The sequence below is a fragment of the Bacteroidia bacterium genome, from assembly GCA_033391075.1.
Classification (GTDB): Bacteria; Bacteroidota; Bacteroidia; order J057; family J057; genus JAWPMV01.
Genome location: JAWPMV010000001.1, coordinates 3,760,853 through 3,783,763, shown reverse-complemented (window position 1 = coordinate 3,783,763; position 22,911 = coordinate 3,760,853). Strand labels below are relative to the sequence as shown.

Genomic DNA, 22,911 nt, shown 5'->3' with positions numbered 1-22,911 from the left:
AATTCTTCGCTAATAGAGAAAGAAAGGAAACTTATTGGGGGATAGGGAGTTTGCCAATAGCGGTATGTTCCAGATTGCCGAGGTAAAGCTGATTCCCAATCGGAAGGACGCTGGTTACATCATGAATCTTGCCTGTAGGGGATTGGAGAAAATGGATCACTTCGCCTTTAAGATTGATGGCAAGTACCAATCCCATAGGGGCAACTTCTTCGGTTTCTGTTAGGAATTTAGGCAGTCGGGCAATGACTTTTCGGGTGAAAGGCTTTTCATACAGCTCTTCGAAAGCCGGATTTCTTGCCTGGCTAAGTCCAACCCAGAATAAAGAATCTCCATCGAAATTTATATTGTCCGGATAGGCGGGGAGTTGATCAAAGAAAACCTCAGCCTGACCTTGTTTAGGTCCTTTAAGCCAGTATTTCATGATTTGCATGCCTACGGTTTCATTTATGAGCAGGTACTCTTCCTCTGGCCCGATGGCTACTCCATTTGCAAACCTTAAACCGGAAAGTTCAAGTCGGGTTTCCTGACTTTCGGGATGGTAACTTAATAACCTTCCTGTAGGTTGTAGTTCCCAAAATTCTTTTTCGATTTCATCTGCATGATTCCTTTGAGAGGCATCGGTAAAGTAGATGATGCCTTCGGAACTAATGTCAAGATCATCTGCAAAATGAATGGGAGTACCCGCGACCTCATTGGTCAATACCCTCACTTCTCCTAACTCATCCATGCTGATCAGACCTTTATATTCATCTGCAATGATCAATTTTCCAGCAGGATCAAATTTCATTCCGAGCGGACGGCCGATCGTATTTCCCAGGGTAGCAATCAATTCTCCTTCCAGGCTAAATTTTACGATTCTACCATCATCAAAACCTGTGTATAAGGCTGAATCTGGCCCCAGGGCAATATCCTCTGGTGCCATGCCTGTTTCATTAAGAATAAATTGTAGCTGATCAAGCTTTTGATTTGGTGCAAATACTCCTTCGAAGCCTGGATTCTCTGGTGGAGAATAGGCTACGGGATCAAAATCTACCGGATAGAATAGAAAATACAGGCTGGTCAATACCAGCATCAATAGTATGCCCAGTAATAATTTCTTCATTTTGCCGCTCTATTAAACTTAGGCCCTTGCGCCGCGTTTAAGATTTCCTTGAGCTGATTCCTTTTGTCAATTATACTTACGTTCAGCGGGTTCTTTGTACCCCCGTCCATCTATCATGGTTTTTGCAATAATCTCACACATAATTTCGGAAGTACCTCCTCCGATTTGTCCAAGTCTTGCGTCCCGGAACATTCGTGCCAGGGGAAAATCTTCCATGAATCCGTAGCCTCCGAACATTTGAAGGCATTGCGTCATTACTTTATCTGCCAATTGGGTCCCCAATAGCTTCGCCATCGAAGCTTCTTTAACAATATAATCCCCAGCAAGATAGCGTCGATACAGACTATAAACAAAGATCTTATTCATTTCTATCTCTGCTGCCATTTGCGCTATCCGATGCCTCAATACCTGGAATTGGTTGATCTTCTTTCCAAAGGCTTTTCTTTCATTCATGTATTGGAGGCTAAGTTCCAATGCATAAGCAGAAGATGCGTATCCACCGACTGCAAGAGAAAGCCTTTCAGAGACAAAGTGTTGCATAATGTACAAAAAGCCTTTGTTCTCTTCTCCAAGTAGGTTTTCGATGGGAACTTTTACATCCTGAAAAGCGATTTCTCCGGTATCGGAAGCTCTCCAGCCCAGTTTGTCCAATTTTGTGGCAGATAGACCCGGGCTATCCCTGTCTATAATCAGGAGGCTAATCCCTTTTGCCCCCATATCAGGATTTGTCTTTACGACTACGATCAGAAAATCGCTCAGGACTCCATTGGTGATAAAGGTTTTGGAACCATTTACAAGATAATGGTCCCCTTTGCGTATGGCAGTTGTTGTGACTCCGGCTACATCTGAACCTCCATTAGGTTCTGTTATTGCCAGGCAGCCTACTTTTTCGCCTGCAATTCCCGGTAGGAGGTATGTTTGTTTTTGGGCTTCATTCCCTTCTGCATTCAGATGGGTGAGAGCCAGTAGGGGATGGGCACCAATCGATGCACCAAATCCCCCGGAATTCATCCTTGCTATTTCTTCATCAAAAATCACATTGTACCAAAGATCTCCTCCTATGCCTCCATATGCTTCGGGTAAGGACATTCCAAAGAAGCCCATTTCGCCAAATTTCTTGTAAATCTCTCTGGGTAGATGTCCATCTTTTTCCCATTGATCTACATATGGCCTGACTTCTTTTTCGAGGAAAGCCCTAAAAGAGGAGCGGAACAATTCATGCTCTTCGGTGAAATAATAACTTTGCATCTTAGTAAACTTCAAAAAGCCCGGCAGCTCCCATACCGCCGCCTACACACATGGTGCTGACTACATATTTGGCACCTCTTCTTTTGCCCTCTATCAATGCATGCGCAACCATTCTGGCTCCTGACATGCCATAGGGATGTCCGATAGAAATAGCTCCTCCATTTACATTCAAAATTTCATCAGGAATACCCAGGCGATCCCTGCAATAGAGTACCTGAACTGCGAAAGCTTCGTTCAGCTCCCAAAGTCCGATATCGTCCATTTTCAATCCATGTGCTTTTAAGAGTTTGGGTACTGCGAAAACGGGGCCGATGCCCATTTCGTCTGGTTCACATCCTGCTACAGCAATCCCTCGGTATGCACCCAAGGGCTCAAGTCCTCTTTGCTCTGCCAATTTGCTATCCATAAGGACGGATGCAGAAGCTCCATCTGAAAGCTGGCTTGCATTTCCTGCAGTAATGGTTCCGCCTTCGATTACCAAACGAAGATTTGACAGGCCTTCCATATTGGTACTTGGGCGGTTTCCTTCATCTTTGGTCAGGGTAACTTCTTCAAAGTCAATGTTGCCAGTTGCTTTATCCAATACTCCTTTGGTGGTCGTCATCGGAATGATTTCATCATCAAATTTCCCGGCTTCCTGTGCGGCGGCTGTACGCATCTGACTTTGGTATCCATACTCATCCATTTGGTCGCGGGAGATGCCATATCTTTTGGCTACAACTTCTGCCGTTTGGAGCATAGGCATATAAACATCTCTGTGTTGGGCTACAAGGGCTTTATCTATTAGCCTGTGTTTATTCATATGCTCATTCTGAACCAAAGAGATAGACTCCAGGCCCCCTCCGATAGCGACTTGCATACCATCATGGATGATTTGTTTGGCGGCCACAGAAATGGCCATCATACCTGAAGAGCATTGGCGGTCTACAGTCATGCCACTTACCGTGACGGGGAGGCCACCTGCAAGGGCAGTTAACCTACCGATATTCATACCTGTGGTTCCCTGAGGCATGGCACAGCCCATGATTACATCATCTACCTCAGCCGGATCTATTCCCGCTCTTTTTACTGCTTCCCGGATGGCATGTCCTCCGAGTGTAGGTCCATTTGTATTGTTGAAGGCTCCCCGGTAGGCTTTACCGATGCCTGTTCTTGCTGTTGATACGATTACGGCTTCTTTCATAATTAAGGGTTATAGCGTGTTAGCGTGCTTGTGTATTAGCGTTGAGCGAAGATTAACTCCAATACCCTAAAACGTTAACACTCGAACACGTTTTTTATACTTTCTCATAATTCATTTCATCAATGACGATCTTGGAGATAATTTCTCGCATGATCTCAGAAGAACCTCCTCCTATGGTCCCGACACGCACATCTCTGTACATGCGAGCCATGGGATATTCTTCCATAAATCCATAACCTCCAAAGAATTGGAGGCATTGGGTGGCAACTTTTTCCTGTAATTCTGTGGAGATAAGTTTGGCCATGGAGCAAAGCTTTACATCGTATATCCCATCCCCATACATTTGGCAACAATGGTAGCTAAAAGCTTTGAGGGCCTCGACTTCTGATGCCAATTGGGCGATGCGATGCCTGAGTACTTGAAATTTGTTGATGGGTTTGCCGAAGGCTTCCCGTTCTGACATATATTGCAGGGACTTGTCTATGGCTGTTTCCATAGACGTAACACTGCCAGGAATGAAACAAAGCCTTTCAAGTTGTAGTCCATTCATGAGGTAATAAAATCCTCTGCCTTCTTCACCAATCAAATTTTCAATCGGAACCTTTACATTATCAAAACTGAGCTCCGCTGTATCTGAGGCATGCCAGCCCAGTTTTTTTAACTTTCTGGCTGAAACTCCTTCTGCATCTCTATCTATGACAAGCAGGCTTACTCCTGCTGCCCCAGCCGTCGGATCAGTTTTGACTACCGTTACGATAAAGTCTCCATAAACGCCATTGGTTATAAAGGTTTTTGAACCATTGACGATGTAGTGATCTCCCTGGCGAATGGCCCGGGTCTGAATATTTGCAGCATCCGAACCTGCCCCCGGTTCTGTGATCCCGATACAAGATATTTTTTTGCCCGAAATAATACCTGGAAGATATTTTTGTTTCAGTTGCTCCGAACCGTACTTAAGAATATAGGGGCTGGACATGTACTGAACAACCTGTTGAGTAATGACAAAGCCACCCGAATTGCAGCGGCCCATCTCCTCATTGAAAACAACATCATAGAAGAAATCCAGAGCTGCTCCTCCATATTCTTCCGGATAAGATAAACCCAGAAATCCCATTTCCCCCATCTTCTCCCATATTCTCCGGGGAATTCTCCTTTCCTCTTCCCAACTATCCAGATAAGGAATCGCTTCTTTCTCTAGAAAAGCCCTCAGACTTTGCCGGAATAATTCATGTTCTTCAGAAAAATAATGGGAGCTCATATCTCTCAAATTTTGGGGAAATGAATCTACGGATATTTTCTCTGCTTTTCAGGATAATCTCTAATCAGCGTTACGCAACTTTATTCCGATTATTCTTAATGGCATCCAGGTTTCTGAAAATTGCTTTATGAATCTCCTGAATATGAAGCTGTGGGATGTCATGTCCCATTCCCACAATGAATAAGGTCTCAGCCTGGGGTATCATTGCGGCATATTTTTTCCCATGTTCAAATTCTACCAGCGGATCAGCGGTTCCATGAATGACTAGGCTGGGCACCTTAATTGAAGCTAATTCTTCATATCTGGATCCTGAATAGGTAATGGCCCAGGTATGTTGATCTCTCAATTTTTTGTTCATACCATCTCTCCGCCGAATATTGTAAAGCGTGGCCTGAAGGACAGCTTTTGGATCAAGTGCATAGTCCCCATCTCCTTCCAATACTTTCATTACCCCCAACTGCATTTTCATACGGTTGATCTCTGTTGGTTTGAGCATGTATCGAAGCGTGAGTCTGGTAAGATCTGCTTTGAATTTTGCAGGTACGGTGGTCAACTCAGGGTCATTTATAAATCCGCTCGACATAATAGAGCAGAGGGAAAGTACACGTTCACTGTGACTAATGGCTATCCTTTGTGCAATCATACCTCCCATGGACATACCCAGGACATGGGCTTTTTCAATACCGCAAGCATCTAAAACTGCCATGGCATCCTTAGCCATATCTTCGAGCGTAAATGCCGTTTCTTTGCTCCAATTCTGAATCCAATCCGACATGCCAATCCCTCGATTGTCAAAGCGAATCAATCGATAGCCAGCATCCAATAAAGGCTGGTAGAAATAAGGCTGCCAATAGAGCAGGGTCGAACTATGCCCATTGATGAGGAGAATGTTGCCTTTCGAGTGATCTTCTCCTTCCATCACTTCGTAGTAGAGTGAAACATGGCCATTCATGGCTTTACCTGTTCTTCCACTAATTAGCTTTGGCAGTTTTTCTGATAGTACTTCTTTGATCAAAGTATCCGTTTCCGGGGGGAGCTGTGGCCCCGATTGCACATACAGGTAAATAGCTATAGGAATGAGGACGAGAATAAATAGAAAAGCTATTAACATATAAGCTGATTGTTATTGAAAAATGATAGAATCAGTGTTTTCATGCCAGTTGAGCAATTGTTCCTGGTATTTTTGGTTCATGGCGCCTCTTTTGACCTTCAGGGTAGGCGTGAGTAAGCCATTATCGACTCCCCAGCTTTCCTTGACAATTACGAGACTGGATACTTTCTGGTAATTGGGTAGGGATTGATTGACCTCTTCAAGGGTTTTTGAGAGACTGGCCTTTATTTCTTCCTGGGCTTTTGATTTTCCTATGTCTGAGGCGACTGCCAATGCTATAGGTTGAGGACATCCCAATCCCATTATACAAATCTGTTCTATATCTGGATTGTGCTCGAATTTCCATTCGATAGGAGCCGGTACGATGAACTTTCCTTTGGAGGTTTTGAAGGTGTCTTTCACCCGACCGGTAATAAATAGATAACCATCTTCATCGATGTAACCCTGGTCTCCTGTATGTAGCCAGCCATCTCGAATGGTGTCTGCGGTTTTTTCCGGGTCTTTGTAATAGCCTTGCATCACATAAGGAGCCTTCATCAAAATTTCGCCACTACTTTCATCAATTTTAATTTCTGCGTTTGCCTGAGGTTTGCCCACTGACCCCGGACGACTATCTTTCCCAGCCAGGTTGGTGCAAATGGCGCAATTCTCCGTCATCCCATATCCTTCTGCAATAAAGATTCCCAGTTTTTGATACCATTCTTTGAGGCTTTGAGCAATAGGGGCGGCTCCCGACATGCATACCCTTGCTTTATCCAGGCCCAGGCCGGCTTTGATTTTCTTCTTTATCAGACCACTTACAATGGGAATCTTTAGTAATCGATCCAACTTCTCCTGGGGCATCTTTGAAAAGACCCCCATTTGAAATTTTGTCCAGATCCTTGGGACGGCAAAAAATACGGTAGGACGGGCATCTCTGAGGTTTTGGGCGAAAGTATCCAGATTTTCTGCAAAAGAAATCGTTCCCCCATATCCAAAGGAAGAATTTTCGACTACTACTCTTTCTGCTATATGATTGAGGGGCAAGTAGGAGAAAAAGCGATTATCTCCTTCAAAAGATATTTTCAGGGCATTGGTTTTTTCTGCAACTGCACTGGTACTATTCAGGATAGCATAGGGAAGAACTACTCCCTTAGGTGTGCCGGTCGTTCCAGAGGTAAATACAATGGTCCAGATATCTTCGGTATCCGGATAGTATTGGCCTTCCATGGGATCGAAGCGATTGATAAACTCATGCCATTGTTCTCCTTCTTCGACTTTCGAATTTCCTTCATAGTGAGGAAAGGCAATGATGGGCATTCCTTCAGGGACTCCTTTTTTCATTTCGTCCCAGACTTCCATTTTACCTACAAACAAGGCTGCGACATCACCCAAGTTGATTACCTCATTGATTTGTTCAGAAGTCAGGGTAGGATAGAAAGGGACAGAAACATAACCGGCCATCATGATAGCCATATCTGCAATAATCCATTCCCGACAGTTTTTTGAGACCAATCCTATATGGCTCTTATCCGGCAAGCCCAAAGATTTCAAACCAGTAGCAAGTTTCCTCGCCATCTGACAGCTTTCTCCCCAGGTATATTCTTCCCATCTGTCTCCAAATGGCTGACGGAGATAGACCTTTTCGCTATGCCTCTTCTCCCATTCATAAAACCTAATTTCATATTTACTCATGGATCCTGGATTTTATCGAGCGAAACTATACCTATGGCCTGTTCTCCAGCTCCTGTGTATAGCATATATAATTTACCATCGACATCCCGAAAAATATCAGGATCCCTTAATTGATTGACTGCTTCTCCCATGGCCCCTCTTAAGGAAGCTTTCTTTTCAAGACTCGCTCCCTCCCATGCCCTTTCCGGTCGCAATAATTCTCGTGGAGGCTCTACAGCCCACTCATTCCAATCCTCGGCCCGCATATTCATTCGGGTATAGAATATTCGTTCCGGGCTATCACTGACTTTACTGAAAAATATATAAAGATCTTCTCCATTCAGATAAAGACCTGCATGGCGTACGTCGGTAGAAAAAAGCCAACGTTTACGTACTTCAAACTCACGTATTCCGTCCCGAGATCGATACAAAATTCCGGGCATCGACATTCCATACACTTTGCCCCGGTAGTTAAATACCCGCATATAGGGAAGACCCAGGATACCCTTCCTGGCTTGGAAGTCCAGGCCATCTTCTGATTCTGCTACTTTAGTCATCTGAAGACTTCCCTCAACAACGCCATGATAGTACAACCTGATTTTTTTATGCTCATGGTCGACTATTACCTCAGGACTTGCTACGTGTGGAGTAGTTGGAGGAGAGCTTCTTATCTTTTTCTCCTGGCGTTCTTCCCAGGCTTTTCGAGCATCAGTACCAATTTTATACAAAGCCAAAGCTTCGCTTAGGTGTGTATATTTTATAAGATCGTACACCCCTGAGGCTTTATCAGATGGCTCGGTAGCCAGGCCTGTTTTATTCAGGGGCAGAATCTCTGAATCGAAAACCTTCCAGGGACCTGAGAGGCTATCGGCATAAGCCAATCGCAGATAAGACCCTTTGTGGTGCGCGAAGTAGAGATAGTATTTTCCCAGAGGATGGGGGAGCCAGTCGGGTACTCTGATTAGAGAAGGTCCATTGATGTTGGGATAACCTAGCTCTTTTTCTTCAGTTAATAATCGTTGATGGAGTTTGCTGTAAATGATAGGCCCTTCACTCAACCTGGTCGCTTGAAAATGATATGCAGGCTCCAGGGCAGGCAGGAATACGGGCTTTACAGATTCTCGTATGCCATATCCTGCTGCAAGCAGTAGCAGTATCAGTGCGAGTAGGTAGATCATGAGGCGCTTTAGCTGCATAAGAATACAAATAAAAGCTGGCTTATCGTAATTGTTCGAATTTCGAAGTATCTATTTCTTTTATTTGATCTCCCTGGATGAGGGTATAGTCTTCAAGTTTTACTTTTTTGGTTCTTTTTCGGTATGCAATGGTTGATCCGGGCCAGATCGAAGTGTTTTTGCCATCCCGGTTTAAGAGATAATAACTTTTACAGCCTCCATCAGTCCAGACCATTTTCTTCAGGCTTTGTTGAATTTCTTCATTAAAGCTTTGCTGAACTTCAGGGTTTACATCAAAATAGTCGGATGCTTTATCCGTCTGCTCCAATTTGTCCAGGTAATCTAAAATATAGTTTAATTGAGATTCCATCATATGGATGATAGAATTGTGGCCTAAACCGGTATTAGGGCCTACCATGTAGAGAAGATTAGGGTATCCACTCACAGATATTCCATAATAGGCTTCAGGACCTGATTCTTTCCATTCATCATGCTGACTTCTTCCGGCTCTTCCGACTACTTTATAGGCTTCGGGAAATTCGGTCGTATAAAAGCCGGTTCCATAAATGATCGCGTCTACTTCTATGAAGGAGTCATTCTTACTTTTCAATCCCTTAGTCTGTATTTCTTCTATCCCATCTGTGTGAAGCTGAACATGGGGCAATTGCAAGGTCGGATAATAATCTTCAGAGATTAAGATTCGTTTACAACCAATTTCATAATCCGGAGTCAGTTTTTTTCTCAATTCCGGATCTTTTACGGAAGCATGGAGATGATCCAGAGCTTCCTTCTTTCTTTTCGCCCTCAGTTTTTTGTTACCAAAATGGGCTTTTCCTCTATTTTCCAGGAAGTAATAAATTAATTCCCGCCAAAGACGTTGGTACCAGGGGAATTTTCTGAAGCGAGCTTTGGCTTTTTCTGTGATCTTATTGTCCATTTTAGGCTGAATCCAGGGAGGAGTACGCTGGAAAACAATGAGCTCGCCCACTTCTTTTGCTATTTCCGGTATAAATTGAATAGCACTGGCTCCTGTTCCTATCACAGCTACTCTTTTCCCCTTAAGGTCATAATCATGATTCCAATGCATCGAATGGAAACTTTCTCCCTGAAAACTCTCTCGACCTTTAATATCAGGATAAAATGCAGTATTGAAAGGTCCAGCCGCAGAGATTATAGCCCTTGCGATGGTTTCACGGCCATTGTCATCATAAATATGCCAGTACCCATGTGTTTCATTGAAAGAGATTTCTTTTATGTTGGTATTGAATTGGATGTGCTGAAGAATATCATACTTCTCCGCACAGCCTTTGAGATATTCCAGAATTTCTCCTTGTCGGGAAAAGGAACGACTCCATTCGGGATTGGGTTCGAATGAATACGAGTAGAGAAAAGAAGGAATATCACAGGCACAGCCTGGATAAGTATTGTCTCTCCAGGTACCTCCCAATTCTGTTGCGCGCTCGAAGATCACAAAGGAGTTTTTGCCCTTTTCTCGCAGTTTGATTCCAGCTCCAATCCCAGCGAAACCAGCACCTATGATAGCTATATCATAGGAAGCCGTAGTTTGTTGATTATTATTTTCCATGATTTGGGCTTAAGGGCTAGCTATCTTTATATTGATGTTTTAGGCTTATATCTAAACTTACGAAAGCATTTTAGTATATCCTATACAAATAATGATTTAATTTTAGTAAATTGAATACTAAACCAAAGAATACATGAAGGGCTTAACTACTACTACTAAGGTTCTGTATGGGCTGGGTTTCTCATCACAGGGAATAAAGGATGGTCTGTTTCAGATTTTTCTCTTTTTTTATTTTAGTCAGGTTTTGGGACTTGATGCTGCACTCGCTGGGACGGCCTCTTTGCTAGCTTTGATGTTTGATGCGGTTTCTGATCCTCTGGTGGGTTTGTTGTCTGATAAATGGAAATCTGCAAAATGGGGAAGAAGACATCCATTTATGTTGGTTTCTGCCCTTCCGCTTGGTGTTTTTACCTATTTGCTATTTGCTCCTCCAGAATCCCTGGAACAAAATGGTCTCTTCTGGTGGATGACAAGTTTTTCAGTTCTGGTCAGACTGGCCTTAACTTTTTTTATCGTTCCTCATATGTCTTTGGGAGCCGAATTGACAACGGATTATAAGGAGCGGACCTCCGTAACGGCTTACCGAATCATGTTTGCTGCCTTCATTTCCCCTGTCATCATGATCATCGGTTTTCTCTTTTATTTTCCGGCGACAGAGGAGTTTAGCAATGGCCTTTTTAATAAATCAGCCTATCCTGATTTTGCCCTTCTTTGTTCTATTTTAATGATCATCGCCATTTTGGTTTGTGTATATGGTACTAAAAAAATGATCCCCCTTTTGCCTAAACTTTCAGCTGAACAGGAAAGGCTAAGTACTACTCAGTTATTTGCCAGTTTAAATGAAGCTGCAAAAATGCGATCCTTCTGGAGCCTGATTCTCTTTGTTATGATGGTTTATGTTGGAATAGGGGTAGGGGTGGTATTCAGTACCTATTTTGGGACATATTATTTCGAATTTAGCACCAAGGAAATGGCTGCTTTACCTATTGGTTCTGCAATAGGAGGAATCCTGGCATTGCTGGTGGCTCCAGGTCTAGGGGAAAGATTGGATAAAAAGAGAGCTGCCATTTACAGCACCGTGATTTTTGCTGTATTTTTTAGCCTTCCATTTCTTTTACGAATGATAGGAGCTTTTCCTTCCAATGGAGATCCTGCCTTGCTTGGGATTTATGTTGTTACCCTCATTATAGCCTATATGTTTCTATGGGTTTCATTTAGTTTGGCAAACTCCATGATGGCAGATGTGATCGATGAGTATGAGTTGCGGTTTAAGAAACGACAAGAAGGGCTCTTTTTCGCTGCGATGTCTTTTGCCTTTAAATGTACCACAGGATTGGGACAGTTTATCGCAGGAATATTACTAAGCTGGATCGCATTTCCCAAGCAGGCAAAGCTAGGAGAAATTCCTCAGGAAGCAGTAGATGGTCTGGGTATGGTTGGAGGACCGATCCTTCTTATGTTCTATTTAAGTTCTATTATTTTTATCCTGTATTATCCGATCAATAAGGCTAAATACAAAGAAATACGGACGGTTTTGGAAGCTCGTTAATCGGCAGGAGCATCTTTCTCTTTGATTGCTCTTTCAAGGAATGTATTGTATGCTTCTTTCCCTTTTTCGGTTAGATAAGGATAAGAAATAGCAACACAAGCTCTCAGGCCTTTTATAACTATATTATCTTCTTCTCCGCGAATATGCATTTGAGTAAACCAAAAGTGATTATTAATCCAGATTTGTTCTGCAAGTTGGTCGTATAAACCTGGCATATCCTCAGGCTCTGCTTTTAGATATCCCATACCGACAGCCAGATAATTCAGATTTTTGATTACCTGTAAAGCTTCCTGGATTTGTTGCTGCATTTCCTTTTTGATCTCGGGATAAGATTGAAGGATATTGTAGGTGTCGAGGTAAAAGAAGCGGAATTCCTCTTCAAATTCGAAATATGATTTAGTGATGTCCAGTCCTTTCCCTTCCTTAATCAGAAGTTTATTCCCATAAACCTTTTCTTGCAGCACATCTTTCATATAATCTGTAACTGCATGTACAAGGTCCTGCTTGGTTTTGAAATGGTAGTTAAAATTGCTTAAGCTCATTCCTGCCTCTTTGGCAATATCCTGATTCCTCACATTCATCAAACCCAATTCATTGAACAAGGTAATGGAGGCTAAAATGATCTTTTTCTTCGTTTTATTCATGAACAAATTTCCCGTAAGGGTTTAATTAATTCCCGTTTCGTATAATTCAATTAGCAAAACAAACCAAATTTCCCTGATCGTAATTCTATTAATTCCCAACATGCGCATCAAGAAAAGCCCAAATCTTTTCAAAACACAAACTTAATTCATTGGCTGTAAACCCACCATGCTTCCCATTTTTAACTGTGTGTAATTCATGTTTGAGGCCCGCCTTATCGAGGGCTTCGTGAAGTTCAGTTGCATGAGAATAAGGAACGGATGTGTCCTTATCTCCATGGATAGTAATGATCGGTGGTGTATTGCTGTTTACATAATATACAGGAGATACTCGCCTGTTTAGTTCCTCAAAATCATCCCCTTTTTTCATCCAATATATATTGTGTTCTCCAGTTTCCGGATTCTGGTAGGCACTGAGTCGACTTACCCCAAACCAGTTTACTATGGCTGCAACTTTGAGGTCGCGATTGATTTGACAGGGACTATCATAATGGTCGGCATCTTTCATCCCGGTAATCAGAGATAGATGCCCCCCCGCAGACGCTCCTGAAAGTACGATCCTGTCTGTATCGAAGCCATATTTATCCGAATTTTCATAGACCCAATTTAAGGCACATCGACAATCTACCACAGCAGCCGGTGCTGTTCCTACTCCCTGACGGTAATTGACATTTACAACTGTCCATCCATTTTCTAAATAGGGAAGGAATTTCATCATTACCACCGACTTATCCAGGGCTACCCATCCGCCTCCATGAATATAAATGAGGGTAGGCCGTTTTCCTTCGGGATACTCCATCCAGGGAGGTTCTCCAATGTGATCTCCTAAACGATATATATCCAGCTTTAGTTCCTGATCTCCTATCTTCAAGTAGGTAAGATCGGTTATGTTCTCATGGTAGTTGGCCATGAGTTCATAAACGCTATGTTGAGCAATGGCTGAGCTACTAAAGCATAAGAGAAGGAAGAATGCCAAAGGGTTCATAGGCAATAGAAAATAGGGATTAGAATTATTAATGATGGTCGCTTTCACGATAGTGTTTACTTAATAGATCTTCTCCGAAATCATTTTTTAAATCTCTCCAGATCGTATGGATGTGATTTGCATTGGTTTGAATGTTGTCATATTCGACCAGGATAGTAGGTCCATGGATGCGATAATAATGGGCATCACCGGTTTCCATACCTCCGGCCCACATGAAGTGTAATTTATCAAAACCCGCCTCTTTGATTTGAGTCAATTGTTGTTCAGCATAAGAAGCCACCATATTTCCCAGATAAACATCCAATAACTCGAGAAAGGCGGTTTTTTGCCCATCATCCATGTCGGCATAAGCAAGTCCTTCGAGGGGCATTTCTTCCACCTTACGAGCGACTCCGGAGATGATTTCTTCTGGAACCTCCTCCATTACCCGAGCTGCTTTCTGCTGAGTTTCGTCCAGACTTTTCACAAATGCTCTGGCCAGATTTTGCTCTTTGTCCAGGGCTTCATGACCCTTCCTTTCTCCAACAGGTACAATAGCAGGATTGGAACCATAAAAAGAAGGTGTTGCAGATAGCTCATTCCCGAGGGAGGAAAAGTTGAGGGACAAATGATGACCTTCAAAGCGCCATCCCCAGACTTCAGTCGTCGAGGGATCACCAAAAAGGGAGAAATAATAATTTTCCGGATCTCTATAGCTATCATTTTCCGGTCGGTCTTCCACGATGCGAAGGACCAATTCCAGACTCATGATATCTTTGGCTTTGTTGTAACCCTGTTCGCTAAGGATGGTACGCATGAGCGCACTCAATTTTTCACGCTGAGCTTGATCCAGTTTGGCAAACTGAAGTCCTTTTCTTTCTTTAGGAGTGAAATGCCAATTGAATCTTTCTTCGACTTCGAAGGAAAAGGATGCTTCACTTCTCTGCTCATCAGTTATTGATGAAAGCAGCTGTAAAGCCGCCATTTGCATTTCGGTTTTTTCTACCTCTGTGGTAGATTCCTTTTCGCTAGTTTGGGTTGGTGCAGTTTTACAGCTAAAAAATGCGCATAACAACAGGAAGCTAGCAATTTGAATGAGGAATCGCATAGTTAGTTAGTGTTAGTCAATAGGCTTCTTGACTAAATATACTAAATGTTTGGCAATGGGAAAGTCCCTGATTTAGCTAGTTTCAGAAACTATTTTAAAAAGCCCCATTTGTAGCCTTTTGCATTCTCTGCGTAATAGATTCCATTGTTTTTGGTAGCCTCAAAATCCGAAAAACAATTGGGCACCAATTTGAATTTTTCCTTCTTGCTTTCTTCGATGACTTCTTGTTTGACTTCTCCCTTTTCGTCAATGTGTAGCAGGCTGATCATTTCCATTTTATCTGGCTTTGAATAAGGCCAGGCCTTCTCACGTTGTTGGAAATTGATGGGACCATCATTGAGGGCAAGTACCAGCGAATTGCCCTTATCTAAAATTCCGAATGAACCGTAGCTCCACTTCTGTTCCGTCAATTGTAGTTTTCCCATCCGTTGGAATTTTGGGAGGGTTTTATGCCATTCTATTTCCCCTGTTTCGCTTATCTTAAGTAAGATAATGTCCTTGAGCTGTGTGACAACTACTGTTGCAGCACTTAAACTAAATCCGTCATTAAATAGTGGAACTGTTTGGGAGAAACTCATATCAAAGCTGGCACTTGGGCCAGGCACAACTTCGGATTTAAACTTTTCGAGGAATATAAAGGAATCACTCCCTTGTTTGAATTTATGGTAAAAGAAATCAGTCATTCCCTTATTCTTCACAATTCTGCTATGCGGAATGTTTTCTATTGCAAATGTTTCTGTGAAGGCCTGTAACCGAGGGCTAATCTTTGTACCTACAAGGTCTTCTTCCCTAAAGGTTATGATACCGTGAGCTGTGTTTCTATCAAAATTTCTGTAAACATCACGCTCTTCCTCTGAGGAATTCTCAAGCTCTGACTGTTTTTGCTTATAATACTCCCCATAAAGCCCCTTCCCAAAGACTTTCCCATTGGGATCTAAATCAATTTCCATTTGGGCTATATATGCCCCTGATAATTCAAGTTCGTAACTTTTTTCTATATAGGCTTGCGCTTTCAAATGGTATAATCGGAAACTTGTGCGAGTTTCTTTTACCTTGGCTTTTGAAGCAAGCATTCCAAAACTTGGGGGTTCAATGAGTAGGCCAAAATATACATCCCCCTGATCATCAATTGCTACGCTGCCATAAGCCAGGACTTTATCTTCTACTTCCTTTTTGATGGTTTTGTCGAGGATTTTGCTGAAATTCTGATCAAAGACCATCATTCCAAAAAATACTCTTTTACTTTCTCCAGGATTCCACTTCTCCCGATAGAAAAGTAGAAAGTTTTCATTTCTGGATGCTTTTATGGAATAGCTTCTTGGGCTTAAATCTTCCTTGCTATTGCTGCGAGAGATTTCTTGTGCATCTTCTTTAAAGCTAAGACTTTCTATATCTATGCTTCTCTTTTCCCAAACATAGTTCTCTTGTTTCGATTGATAATATTCGTAAATGGCGAAAAGTTCATTTCTCAGGTAAATGAGAGATAAATTTTCAGGATTTTGGGGAATGCCTTTTAAGGAAAGGACATTCTTCTTCAGGACTTTACCCAAATTATCAAATTTTATCAGTTCAAACTGATCATTATAAAACTTTCCCTTTTTATCCTCGATCTTCCTAAATCTTCTCAAAGCGATAAAGCTGTCCTCTAATTGTGCGACAACTTTTGGGCGTTCCTGGCTTTTCTTCTTGGGTATCAACGGTCCCCAGCTCATGGAGCTTTCAGTTTGAGCGATAAGAAGGAGAGGAATAAATAGGAAAGTGAACAAAAGTGATTTTGCTGTATTCATGGTTGGTAAATTATTGTGCGGTAAAATTATTCTTTTTCTGCTAGTTCGAAAATGGCTTTGGCGATCATCAGGTCTTGTACGGCAATGCCTGTGAGGTCTACGATGGTAATTCCTTTTTGCTCTTTCTGTAGCTTCTCTTTCTTATCAATTTGGCTACCTAGTTCTACGACTGTTTGATCTGAGACAAAGCCATTCTTGCGTGCTTGAAACACTTCTCCTCTGCTTTGGCTTTGGGCGAGACTATCGACAACAGAAAGACTGGCTTTTTTATAAAGAGTTGGATCGAGTTCGCCTTTTTCAGGGGTATCAGATCCGACTGCTACTATGCATTTCGGAGCTTGAATCCATTCGGATTGAATGAGGGCTTTTTTGGCAGGGGTGGTAGTGATGATGATATCTGACTTTTGGCACAATTCTTCAAGATCGGAAAGCGGATGAATGGGAAACTTAAGATGGGACATTTCTGCGGGATAGGCATGTGCTTTCTCCTCATTTCGGCCCCAAATGAAGGCGGACTCAATTTCCCAAACCTTGCTAAGGTATTCCAGTTGTAGATGTGCCTGAATGCCTGTGCCCACTATGCCCACTTTTTTCATCGATTTATGTGCCAGACTGGAAACTGATAAAGCACCTGCCACCGCTGTGCGAATATCTGTCAGATGCCCTTCGTCCTGCAAAATAGATTTTAGTTGACCATTGCCTTTATCAAAAAGCAGCATCAAACCATTTCCTGTAGGTAGTCCCAGTTTTGCATTGTCATAAAAGCCAGATGCGATTTTTACGACATAGTAGGGCGCCGATTTAAGGTATCCGTATTTTATATGAACCTCACCTTCGTGTTCGGGTATAAGGAGCTCTCCAACCGGCGGAATAACGGCTTCGCCTTTAGAAAAAGCTACAAAGCCCTGCATAATGTCATTGAAGAGGTCAGCTTTGGGTAAAAGGGAGTTTATTTTTTCCAGATCGAGAATGAGGGGAGCCTGACTCATATGGCTTAAAATTTATCCTGTAAATAGGCCTGGTAATAATCGTCGACCTGCTTGATATATGTCGCTTTCTCTTCTTCACTCAGGAAGCTTGCCTGGAAAGAATTCTTGACAAGTTCGTAAATCTGATATTCATCCAGATTGATGGCTTTAGCTACTTCCCAGTAGTTTTCATTCATATATCCTCCGAAATAAGCCGGATCGTCTGAGTTGAGGGTTACCAGAAGACCTTTCTCCATCATCTCCTTAAGCGGATAATCTTTCAGGTCCTGAATAACTTTGAGTTCGAGATTGGAGAGGGGACAAAGGGTCAGGGCCATTTTTTTCTCAGCCAATTCTTTCACCAAATCTTCATCTTCTAAGCAGCGATTCCCATGATCCAATCTTTCGATTTTGAGTAAGTCCAGGGCTTCGCGGATATATTCGGCAGGGCCTTCTTCTCCGGCATGTGCTACCGGGATAAAGCCCGCTTCCCGAGCCATGGCAAAAACGTTTTCAAATTTTGAAGGAGGATTCCCAACTTCAGAAGAATCCAGTCCGACACCTATGATCCAGTCTTTATAAGGGAGGCATTGTTTAAAGGTTTCGATTGCTGAACTTTCATCCAGGTGGCGGAGAAAGCACATGATCAATTTCACTTCTATGCCCAATTGCTCTTTCCCATCATCCAATGCACGCTTTATACCTTTGATAACTGTATCAAAGCTTATCCCTCGATCAGTATGGGTTTGTGGATCAAAGAAAATCTCGGCATAAACGAGATTCTGGCTATGCACTTTTTTCAAATAAGCCCAGCAGAGATCATAAAAATCCTGCTCATGAATGAGCACATTGGCCCCTTCATAATAGATATCCAGAAATTCCTGAAGGTTATTGAATTGATAGGCTTCTTTTACTGCCTCTACAGAATCAAAGCGAATCTTGATCCCATTTCGGGTAGCGATCTCAAACATGAGTTCCGGTTCGAAACTCCCTTCTATGTGGAGGTGTAATTCCGCTTTGGGAATGCCTTCGATAAAGGCTTTCAGGCTTGTGTTATCCATGTTTGTTTAATTGGTCTTAGGGGCCTGGGCCTTCTTGAAAATCTTTTCATCTGCTATAAATGTTCCGAAAGGGATGAAAGATGCGATGAAGCCCCAAATTTTTGTGGGCCATGTCCATCCTTTTTCCTGTGCGACTTCCCAGAGCCAATAGCAATAAGCAATAAAGAGCACGCCATGAATCATGCCTATGACCTTATTGGGTCCTGGCATATCATAGAGATACTTTAAAGGCATGGAAACGGCAAAGATGAGTAAAAGACTTATTCCTTCGGCAAATGCAAGGGCCCTTAATTGACCCAGCTTGGTTTTCAGCATAAGTGATTTTCTTTTGCCGCAAAGATAGGGAATTGGGGGAAATAAAATGTGTTATAGTGCTTTAGTGTTGTAGTTGAAAAGTTTAAAACCTCTATAACTATAATACTAAAGCACTATAACACTTGGCATGCGCGATGGCTAGCTTCTTACCGACTCACAAAATGATAATCTGTATAGCCCGAACTTGACATGCCCAGGGCTTCAAATTTTTTGGCAGGCCACAATTCATCCGTAATTTGCTTGGCCAGTTCTTCTGAGAAACCTTCCCCTTCTACCGGGAAGTAAGCATCTCTCCTTTCCATGGAGTCAAACATCATCATCTGGATATATTTTCCTTTTCTGGCTCCACGATCTCCCTTGAGAACATAGATATACATACCTTCTATATTCTTTTGCCAAAGGGGATGAATGGATTCTGTAACCATCTTTTCAAATTCGGCTTCTTTTCCTTCGGCCACTTCTAATAGATGAATAGATACAACCGCACCTCCTTTTGGGGCTTCCATTTGATCATAACCCAGGATTACATAATCGGTATATAACTCACCTCCTTCGAGGAAACTATTTGGGTTTTGATCTCCAGGGAAACTTATACTATTGAAAAGATCCTGGGTATGTTGAGGTGCATCAGCTCCTTCCTTAGGGAAATAATGGTCTCTTTGTTCTTTAGTTGCAAAGGCATAAGAGTGCATGTATTTGCCTTTCCGTTGGCCTCGATTTCCCATAAGCAAGGCGAAAAACATTCCTTCGCTTTTTTCAGCAAGTTGTTTGGCTCCATGTTTTGACATTTTCTCCAGCATTTCAGTATCGGCACCTTCTTTTACTCCTACGTCTCGCATAGAAATTACTTCGGGGATTTGAGCAAAGAGGGCCGAGGCAGATAGACCTAATACAAGCACGGTCGCGATAAAATAGATTCTTAGGTTTCTTAACATGATAGGTGATTTAGGGATTATTGAATTATTGTGTGTTCAGATAATCCCGAAATATTTGCATAGAGAGTCTTGCCCTTTTATTCAAAAAAAGGGCAAATGTTTCCCTGGCAAATATCTTCGGGATTTTGCAAATGATTTGGAAAAAGGAAATCGGATAGGAGTTGTACTTAAGGTAAGCAAAAATTGGAAACTAGCCAAAATCTGCTTTTAATTGATTGATAGTCAATAAGTTTGAATCTGTCCTGAAGGAGAGCTTGATTAAAAAACTTTCTCCATCAATAGTAGCGGATACTTGCCTGCAGGATTCTCATCTTTTGACAGAGTTTTGTAACCCTGGCTTTGGTAAAAGGATTCCAAATGCAGATGAGGCTTTAATTGAACGGCTTGATAGGCATCTTCTGAAGCGAGAGATTCCAATACCTTAATTACTTTTTTCCCCAGACCTTTTCCTCGATGAACTTTTGAAACAGCTATTCGGCTAAGGATGCCGATGTTTTCTTTAGGATGAGGACTCAATCTGCCTCCTGCCATGATTTCTTCTTGTGCATTCAACACAATTACATGCCGACTTTGTTCATCTCTTCCATCCTTATCAAGATAAGCAGGAATTCCTTGCTCTTTAACAAAGACCTCTTGGCGGAGTTGATAGACCATTTCTCGCTCAAGCTCATTGGCTATCTCACGGATGATATAGGACATATTATTGAGTCATTTCATAAATGTAGTCAGGAGATCTGGGGTCATCCTTGAAAAAATCGCTGGGCACCCCTTTACTCAGTGCCCATCTATCCAGCCAACTGATACCATAATCTCCATACTTGCTTATTTGAGTCTTGTAAGCAGGATCCTCTAAAGCCCTTTCCATCCCGACAAAGGTGTAACCTTTTGCTTTCATACGTTCTGCAAGGAGTGAAAAGTAATCAGCATTGATTTTATTGGCATGGATCAAAAGAATGTGTCGAATATTTCTCCCAAATAATGCTTCTGATCTGCCTTCAAAATAGCTGAGTTTCTCCATCATATAGTCGACATAATCAGTACCGATTTTTTTCATCAGAGCTTCATCCTTTTTCTTCCAGGCGATGGCATAGGCCTTGGCAAATAAATAATCTTCATTATCCACACTGACTGGAGCTTCTTCATATTGATGTTGGTGAAGGAAGTTAGTCAGGGAATCATGCTGGCTTTTTCTAAGTCCCAGTCTGAGAAAAGGATGGCGGTAATATCGGTAGGGGAGGTCGTATTCTTTAGAAAGTGCTTTACTTATCTTTTCCCCTTTTAATATATCCTCTGTATAGGTAGTGAATGGCGTGTTATGATAACTGAAGTGAGAGAAACTGTGATTTCCTAACTCAAAACCATTGTTGAGCCATACCTTGAGTAAATCAAGCTGGCTTTGTTTGAGTTTATTTTTTCGATACATATACAGTTTCTTCTCATTCACAAAACCTATGGCCGGAATCTCATAAGAGGTGAAACTTTCCAGCAATTGATTCGTCATAGCCCTGAGTACATGGGGATCATTTTCTCCATAACTCACAAAAGGAAGATCATCCACACTTACACAGATTTCTTTCTCTTGCGCCCATATGGACACCGACAGACAACAAAACAGGATGCTCAGTAAAATTCTCATGTATCAGGCATTTTTAAGTTCTCAGGGGCTAATTACCAATTTTTTCTGGCATGCCTGTAATGCATTCGTCTTAAATAAGTATGTCTTGGTCGAAGATGAAGGATTCTTGACAAAATTGAAGCCGAGAATAGGCCAGATATTTTGTAGGATTGTTTAACTTAGCCCAAATACGACCACATTCAGATTCATTAGCCTAATATGACTACTCATTCACTCCTCTCCTTTACACAATCCCCCAAATCCATTCTCATCCTATTGATGGCGGCAAGTATGTTTTTGTCGACAGGATGTAATAAGAAAAAGAAACTGGCGGAAGAAATGGCTCGTCAGGAAGCCCTGGCTGCAGCAGAAGCTGAAAAAGAAGCCAAAGAACGAGAAATGGATATGATCCGAAATCAGCTCCAGGCACTCATTGATAATCCTGCCAGTAGTATGGATGATTTACGGGACAAGGAAAGGCAATTGATGCAGATTAAATATCAAAACATTGACGATCCCGATATTCAGGCCATGATCAAAAAGGCAGAATACGAACTTCAGAGAGAGCGGGAAGAATTGATGGCGCGAGAGGAAAATGGAAGAGAGGAAGCAGGTTCTGTTTCAGCTAAGGACCAATTGCTGGATCATTTTCAGAACATTAGCAATGCAGGAAGCTCTTCACTTGCCAACATTCGCATTGACCGAGCCTTGGAAATGTTTAGTTCAGCGAATGCTCCCGTACTAATTGTCATCTCAGACGTAGGGGGAAGGAGAGAATACGATCGTCCTACTACTATCAGGAAATACCTCAACTATTTAAAAGATCAGGGAAAAAATGCAGATTACATTGATCAGGTAATCATGGACAGAAATGGGAAGATCAAAGAATTGGAATTGATCAAAAGATAGCCTCAAAGACACATTCACAAAGCAAACAACTTAAGACATGTATAAAAGTATAATACTGGCCCTCCTTTGTTCTTTTGCATTCAGCTTTTCCCAGGCCCAGGAGATCAGTCGCGCCAGAAAACAGGCCATTGATTCTTTAGCCATAGAAAAAGTACGGGACCTGAGTCGCTACATCAGCATTATAGGGGATAAATCCACGCCATTCTCCGAAGGGAATCGAGTGATAGATCGTGCAGTTGAACTATTTGCTGACGGAAGCCAGATTTCTGTTTCCTCTTTGTACAAAACCGCGCTACAATATTTTGGAGTGAGGAGATACTTTGAAAGGTTGATGGCCCTCAGTTATGAAAAAGTTACCATTCGCTGGTACAATATTCAGTATATAAGTGATTTGGAACTGCAGCCTGATGGTCGATATGTAGGGGTCATTACCATTTATCAGCGATTTGAAGGGGTAACCAAAGAAGGCTTGAAGTATCAGGATACCACGAAAAAGGATATCACGGTATATGTTGAAAAGAAAAGTACTCAGATTGGCGGACGTATTATAGACTTTTGGGATGTCCTCTTAGGGGATATACAAGTCGTAGAAACCTCTGCATAAATGAGGTGAATTTTTTCTCCTTCAATTGATTTGAAGGGAAAGGCACCTTTTTTGATATTTAGCTCTGTATATAAAGAGAACCAACAGCTCGAACAGCATCATATGAAAATGTAGGGTGAATGCAAAGGCGCAACATCTCT

The 22,911-nt window shown here is 42.1% G+C and carries 21 protein-coding genes; 3 read left to right on the top strand and 18 right to left on the bottom strand.

The window, feature by feature from the left end:
• Positions 1 to 31 precede the first annotated feature (31 nt).
• The 8 genes from R8P61_15155 to R8P61_15120 form a co-directional block, all read right to left on the bottom strand.
• A complete protein-coding gene (locus R8P61_15155) occupies positions 32 to 1,102 on the bottom strand; it encodes an SMP-30/gluconolactonase/LRE family protein (GenBank protein ID MDW3648402.1) in 1,071 nt (356 codons plus the stop codon).
• Between the two features lie 66 nt (positions 1,103 to 1,168).
• Positions 1,169 to 2,350, bottom strand: a complete 1,182-nt coding sequence (locus R8P61_15150; protein MDW3648401.1) for an acyl-CoA dehydrogenase family protein — start codon at positions 2,348 to 2,350, stop codon at positions 1,169 to 1,171.
• Position 2,351: 1 nt separating this feature from the next.
• Positions 2,352 to 3,533 carry an acetyl-CoA C-acyltransferase gene (locus R8P61_15145; GenBank protein ID MDW3648400.1) on the bottom strand — a complete coding sequence of 394 codons (1,182 nt, stop codon included), beginning with the start codon at positions 3,531 to 3,533 and terminating at the stop codon, positions 2,352 to 2,354.
• Between the two features lie 94 nt (positions 3,534 to 3,627).
• The gene (locus R8P61_15140; protein MDW3648399.1) at positions 3,628 to 4,791 is read right to left on the bottom strand and encodes an acyl-CoA dehydrogenase family protein; all 1,164 of its coding nucleotides are present in this window, start codon (positions 4,789 to 4,791) and stop codon (positions 3,628 to 3,630) included.
• A gap of 70 nt (positions 4,792 to 4,861) precedes the next feature.
• Positions 4,862 to 5,902, bottom strand: a complete 1,041-nt coding sequence (locus R8P61_15135; protein MDW3648398.1) for an alpha/beta hydrolase — start codon at positions 5,900 to 5,902, stop codon at positions 4,862 to 4,864.
• 12 nt (positions 5,903 to 5,914) lie between these two features.
• Positions 5,915 to 7,576, bottom strand: a complete 1,662-nt coding sequence (locus tag R8P61_15130) for an AMP-binding protein (protein ID MDW3648397.1) — start codon at positions 7,574 to 7,576, stop codon at positions 5,915 to 5,917.
• On the bottom strand, positions 7,573 to 8,733 hold the full coding sequence (locus R8P61_15125; protein ID MDW3648396.1) for a hypothetical protein: 1,161 nt from the start codon (positions 8,731 to 8,733) through the stop codon (positions 7,573 to 7,575). The genes R8P61_15130 and R8P61_15125 overlap by 4 nt, the downstream gene beginning before the upstream one ends.
• A gap of 40 nt (positions 8,734 to 8,773) precedes the next feature.
• On the bottom strand, positions 8,774 to 10,315 hold the full coding sequence (locus tag R8P61_15120) for an NAD(P)/FAD-dependent oxidoreductase (protein ID MDW3648395.1): 1,542 nt from the start codon (positions 10,313 to 10,315) through the stop codon (positions 8,774 to 8,776).
• Between the two features lie 133 nt (positions 10,316 to 10,448).
• Between R8P61_15120 and R8P61_15115 the strand changes: the two genes are divergently transcribed.
• The gene (locus R8P61_15115) at positions 10,449 to 11,864 is read left to right on the top strand and encodes an MFS transporter (protein ID MDW3648394.1); all 1,416 of its coding nucleotides are present in this window, start codon (positions 10,449 to 10,451) and stop codon (positions 11,862 to 11,864) included.
• Here the strand turns inward: R8P61_15115 and R8P61_15110 are convergent.
• The 10 genes from R8P61_15110 to R8P61_15065 all read right to left on the bottom strand — a co-directional run bounded on the left by R8P61_15110 (position 11,861) and on the right by R8P61_15065 (position 21,279).
• Positions 11,861 to 12,508, bottom strand: a complete 648-nt coding sequence (locus tag R8P61_15110; GenBank protein ID MDW3648393.1) for a TetR/AcrR family transcriptional regulator — start codon at positions 12,506 to 12,508, stop codon at positions 11,861 to 11,863. The genes R8P61_15115 and R8P61_15110 overlap by 4 nt on opposite strands.
• An 88-nt stretch (positions 12,509 to 12,596) precedes the next feature.
• Entirely contained in the window at positions 12,597 to 13,538 is a 942-nt protein-coding gene (locus R8P61_15105; protein ID MDW3648392.1) for an alpha/beta hydrolase, read from the bottom strand.
• Positions 13,519 to 14,577, bottom strand: a complete 1,059-nt coding sequence (locus R8P61_15100) for a DUF3500 domain-containing protein (protein ID MDW3648391.1) — start codon at positions 14,575 to 14,577, stop codon at positions 13,519 to 13,521. The genes R8P61_15105 and R8P61_15100 overlap by 20 nt, the downstream gene beginning before the upstream one ends.
• An 89-nt stretch (positions 14,578 to 14,666) precedes the next feature.
• On the bottom strand, positions 14,667 to 16,289 hold the full coding sequence (locus tag R8P61_15095; protein MDW3648390.1) for a hypothetical protein: 1,623 nt from the start codon (positions 16,287 to 16,289) through the stop codon (positions 14,667 to 14,669).
• A 101-nt stretch (positions 16,290 to 16,390) separates the two neighbouring features.
• Positions 16,391 to 17,353, bottom strand: coding sequence for an ornithine cyclodeaminase family protein (locus tag R8P61_15090; GenBank protein ID MDW3648389.1), 963 nt, complete (start codon positions 17,351 to 17,353; stop codon positions 16,391 to 16,393).
• A 5-nt stretch (positions 17,354 to 17,358) separates the two neighbouring features.
• On the bottom strand, positions 17,359 to 18,393 hold the full coding sequence (locus R8P61_15085; GenBank protein MDW3648388.1) for an adenosine deaminase: 1,035 nt from the start codon (positions 18,391 to 18,393) through the stop codon (positions 17,359 to 17,361).
• A 6-nt stretch (positions 18,394 to 18,399) separates the two neighbouring features.
• Positions 18,400 to 18,708, bottom strand: coding sequence for a DUF3817 domain-containing protein (locus R8P61_15080; GenBank protein MDW3648387.1), 309 nt, complete (start codon positions 18,706 to 18,708; stop codon positions 18,400 to 18,402).
• A gap of 146 nt (positions 18,709 to 18,854) precedes the next feature.
• Positions 18,855 to 19,643: a hypothetical protein gene (locus R8P61_15075; GenBank protein MDW3648386.1), complete on the bottom strand. Its 789-nt coding sequence runs from the start codon at positions 19,641 to 19,643 to the stop codon at positions 18,855 to 18,857.
• Positions 19,644 to 19,901: 258 nt separating this feature from the next.
• Positions 19,902 to 20,342, bottom strand: coding sequence for a GNAT family N-acetyltransferase (locus tag R8P61_15070; GenBank protein ID MDW3648385.1), 441 nt, complete (start codon positions 20,340 to 20,342; stop codon positions 19,902 to 19,904).
• A 1-nt stretch (position 20,343) separates the two neighbouring features.
• On the bottom strand, positions 20,344 to 21,279 hold the full coding sequence (locus R8P61_15065) for a polysaccharide deacetylase family protein (protein MDW3648384.1): 936 nt from the start codon (positions 21,277 to 21,279) through the stop codon (positions 20,344 to 20,346).
• Positions 21,280 to 21,477: 198 nt separating this feature from the next.
• Between R8P61_15065 and R8P61_15060 the strand changes: the two genes are divergently transcribed.
• Positions 21,478 to 22,167 carry a hypothetical protein gene (locus R8P61_15060; protein ID MDW3648383.1) on the top strand — a complete coding sequence of 230 codons (690 nt, stop codon included), beginning with the start codon at positions 21,478 to 21,480 and terminating at the stop codon, positions 22,165 to 22,167.
• A 37-nt stretch (positions 22,168 to 22,204) separates the two neighbouring features.
• Entirely contained in the window at positions 22,205 to 22,771 is a 567-nt protein-coding gene (locus tag R8P61_15055; GenBank protein MDW3648382.1) for a hypothetical protein, read from the top strand.
• Positions 22,772 to 22,911: the final 140 nt, after the last annotated feature.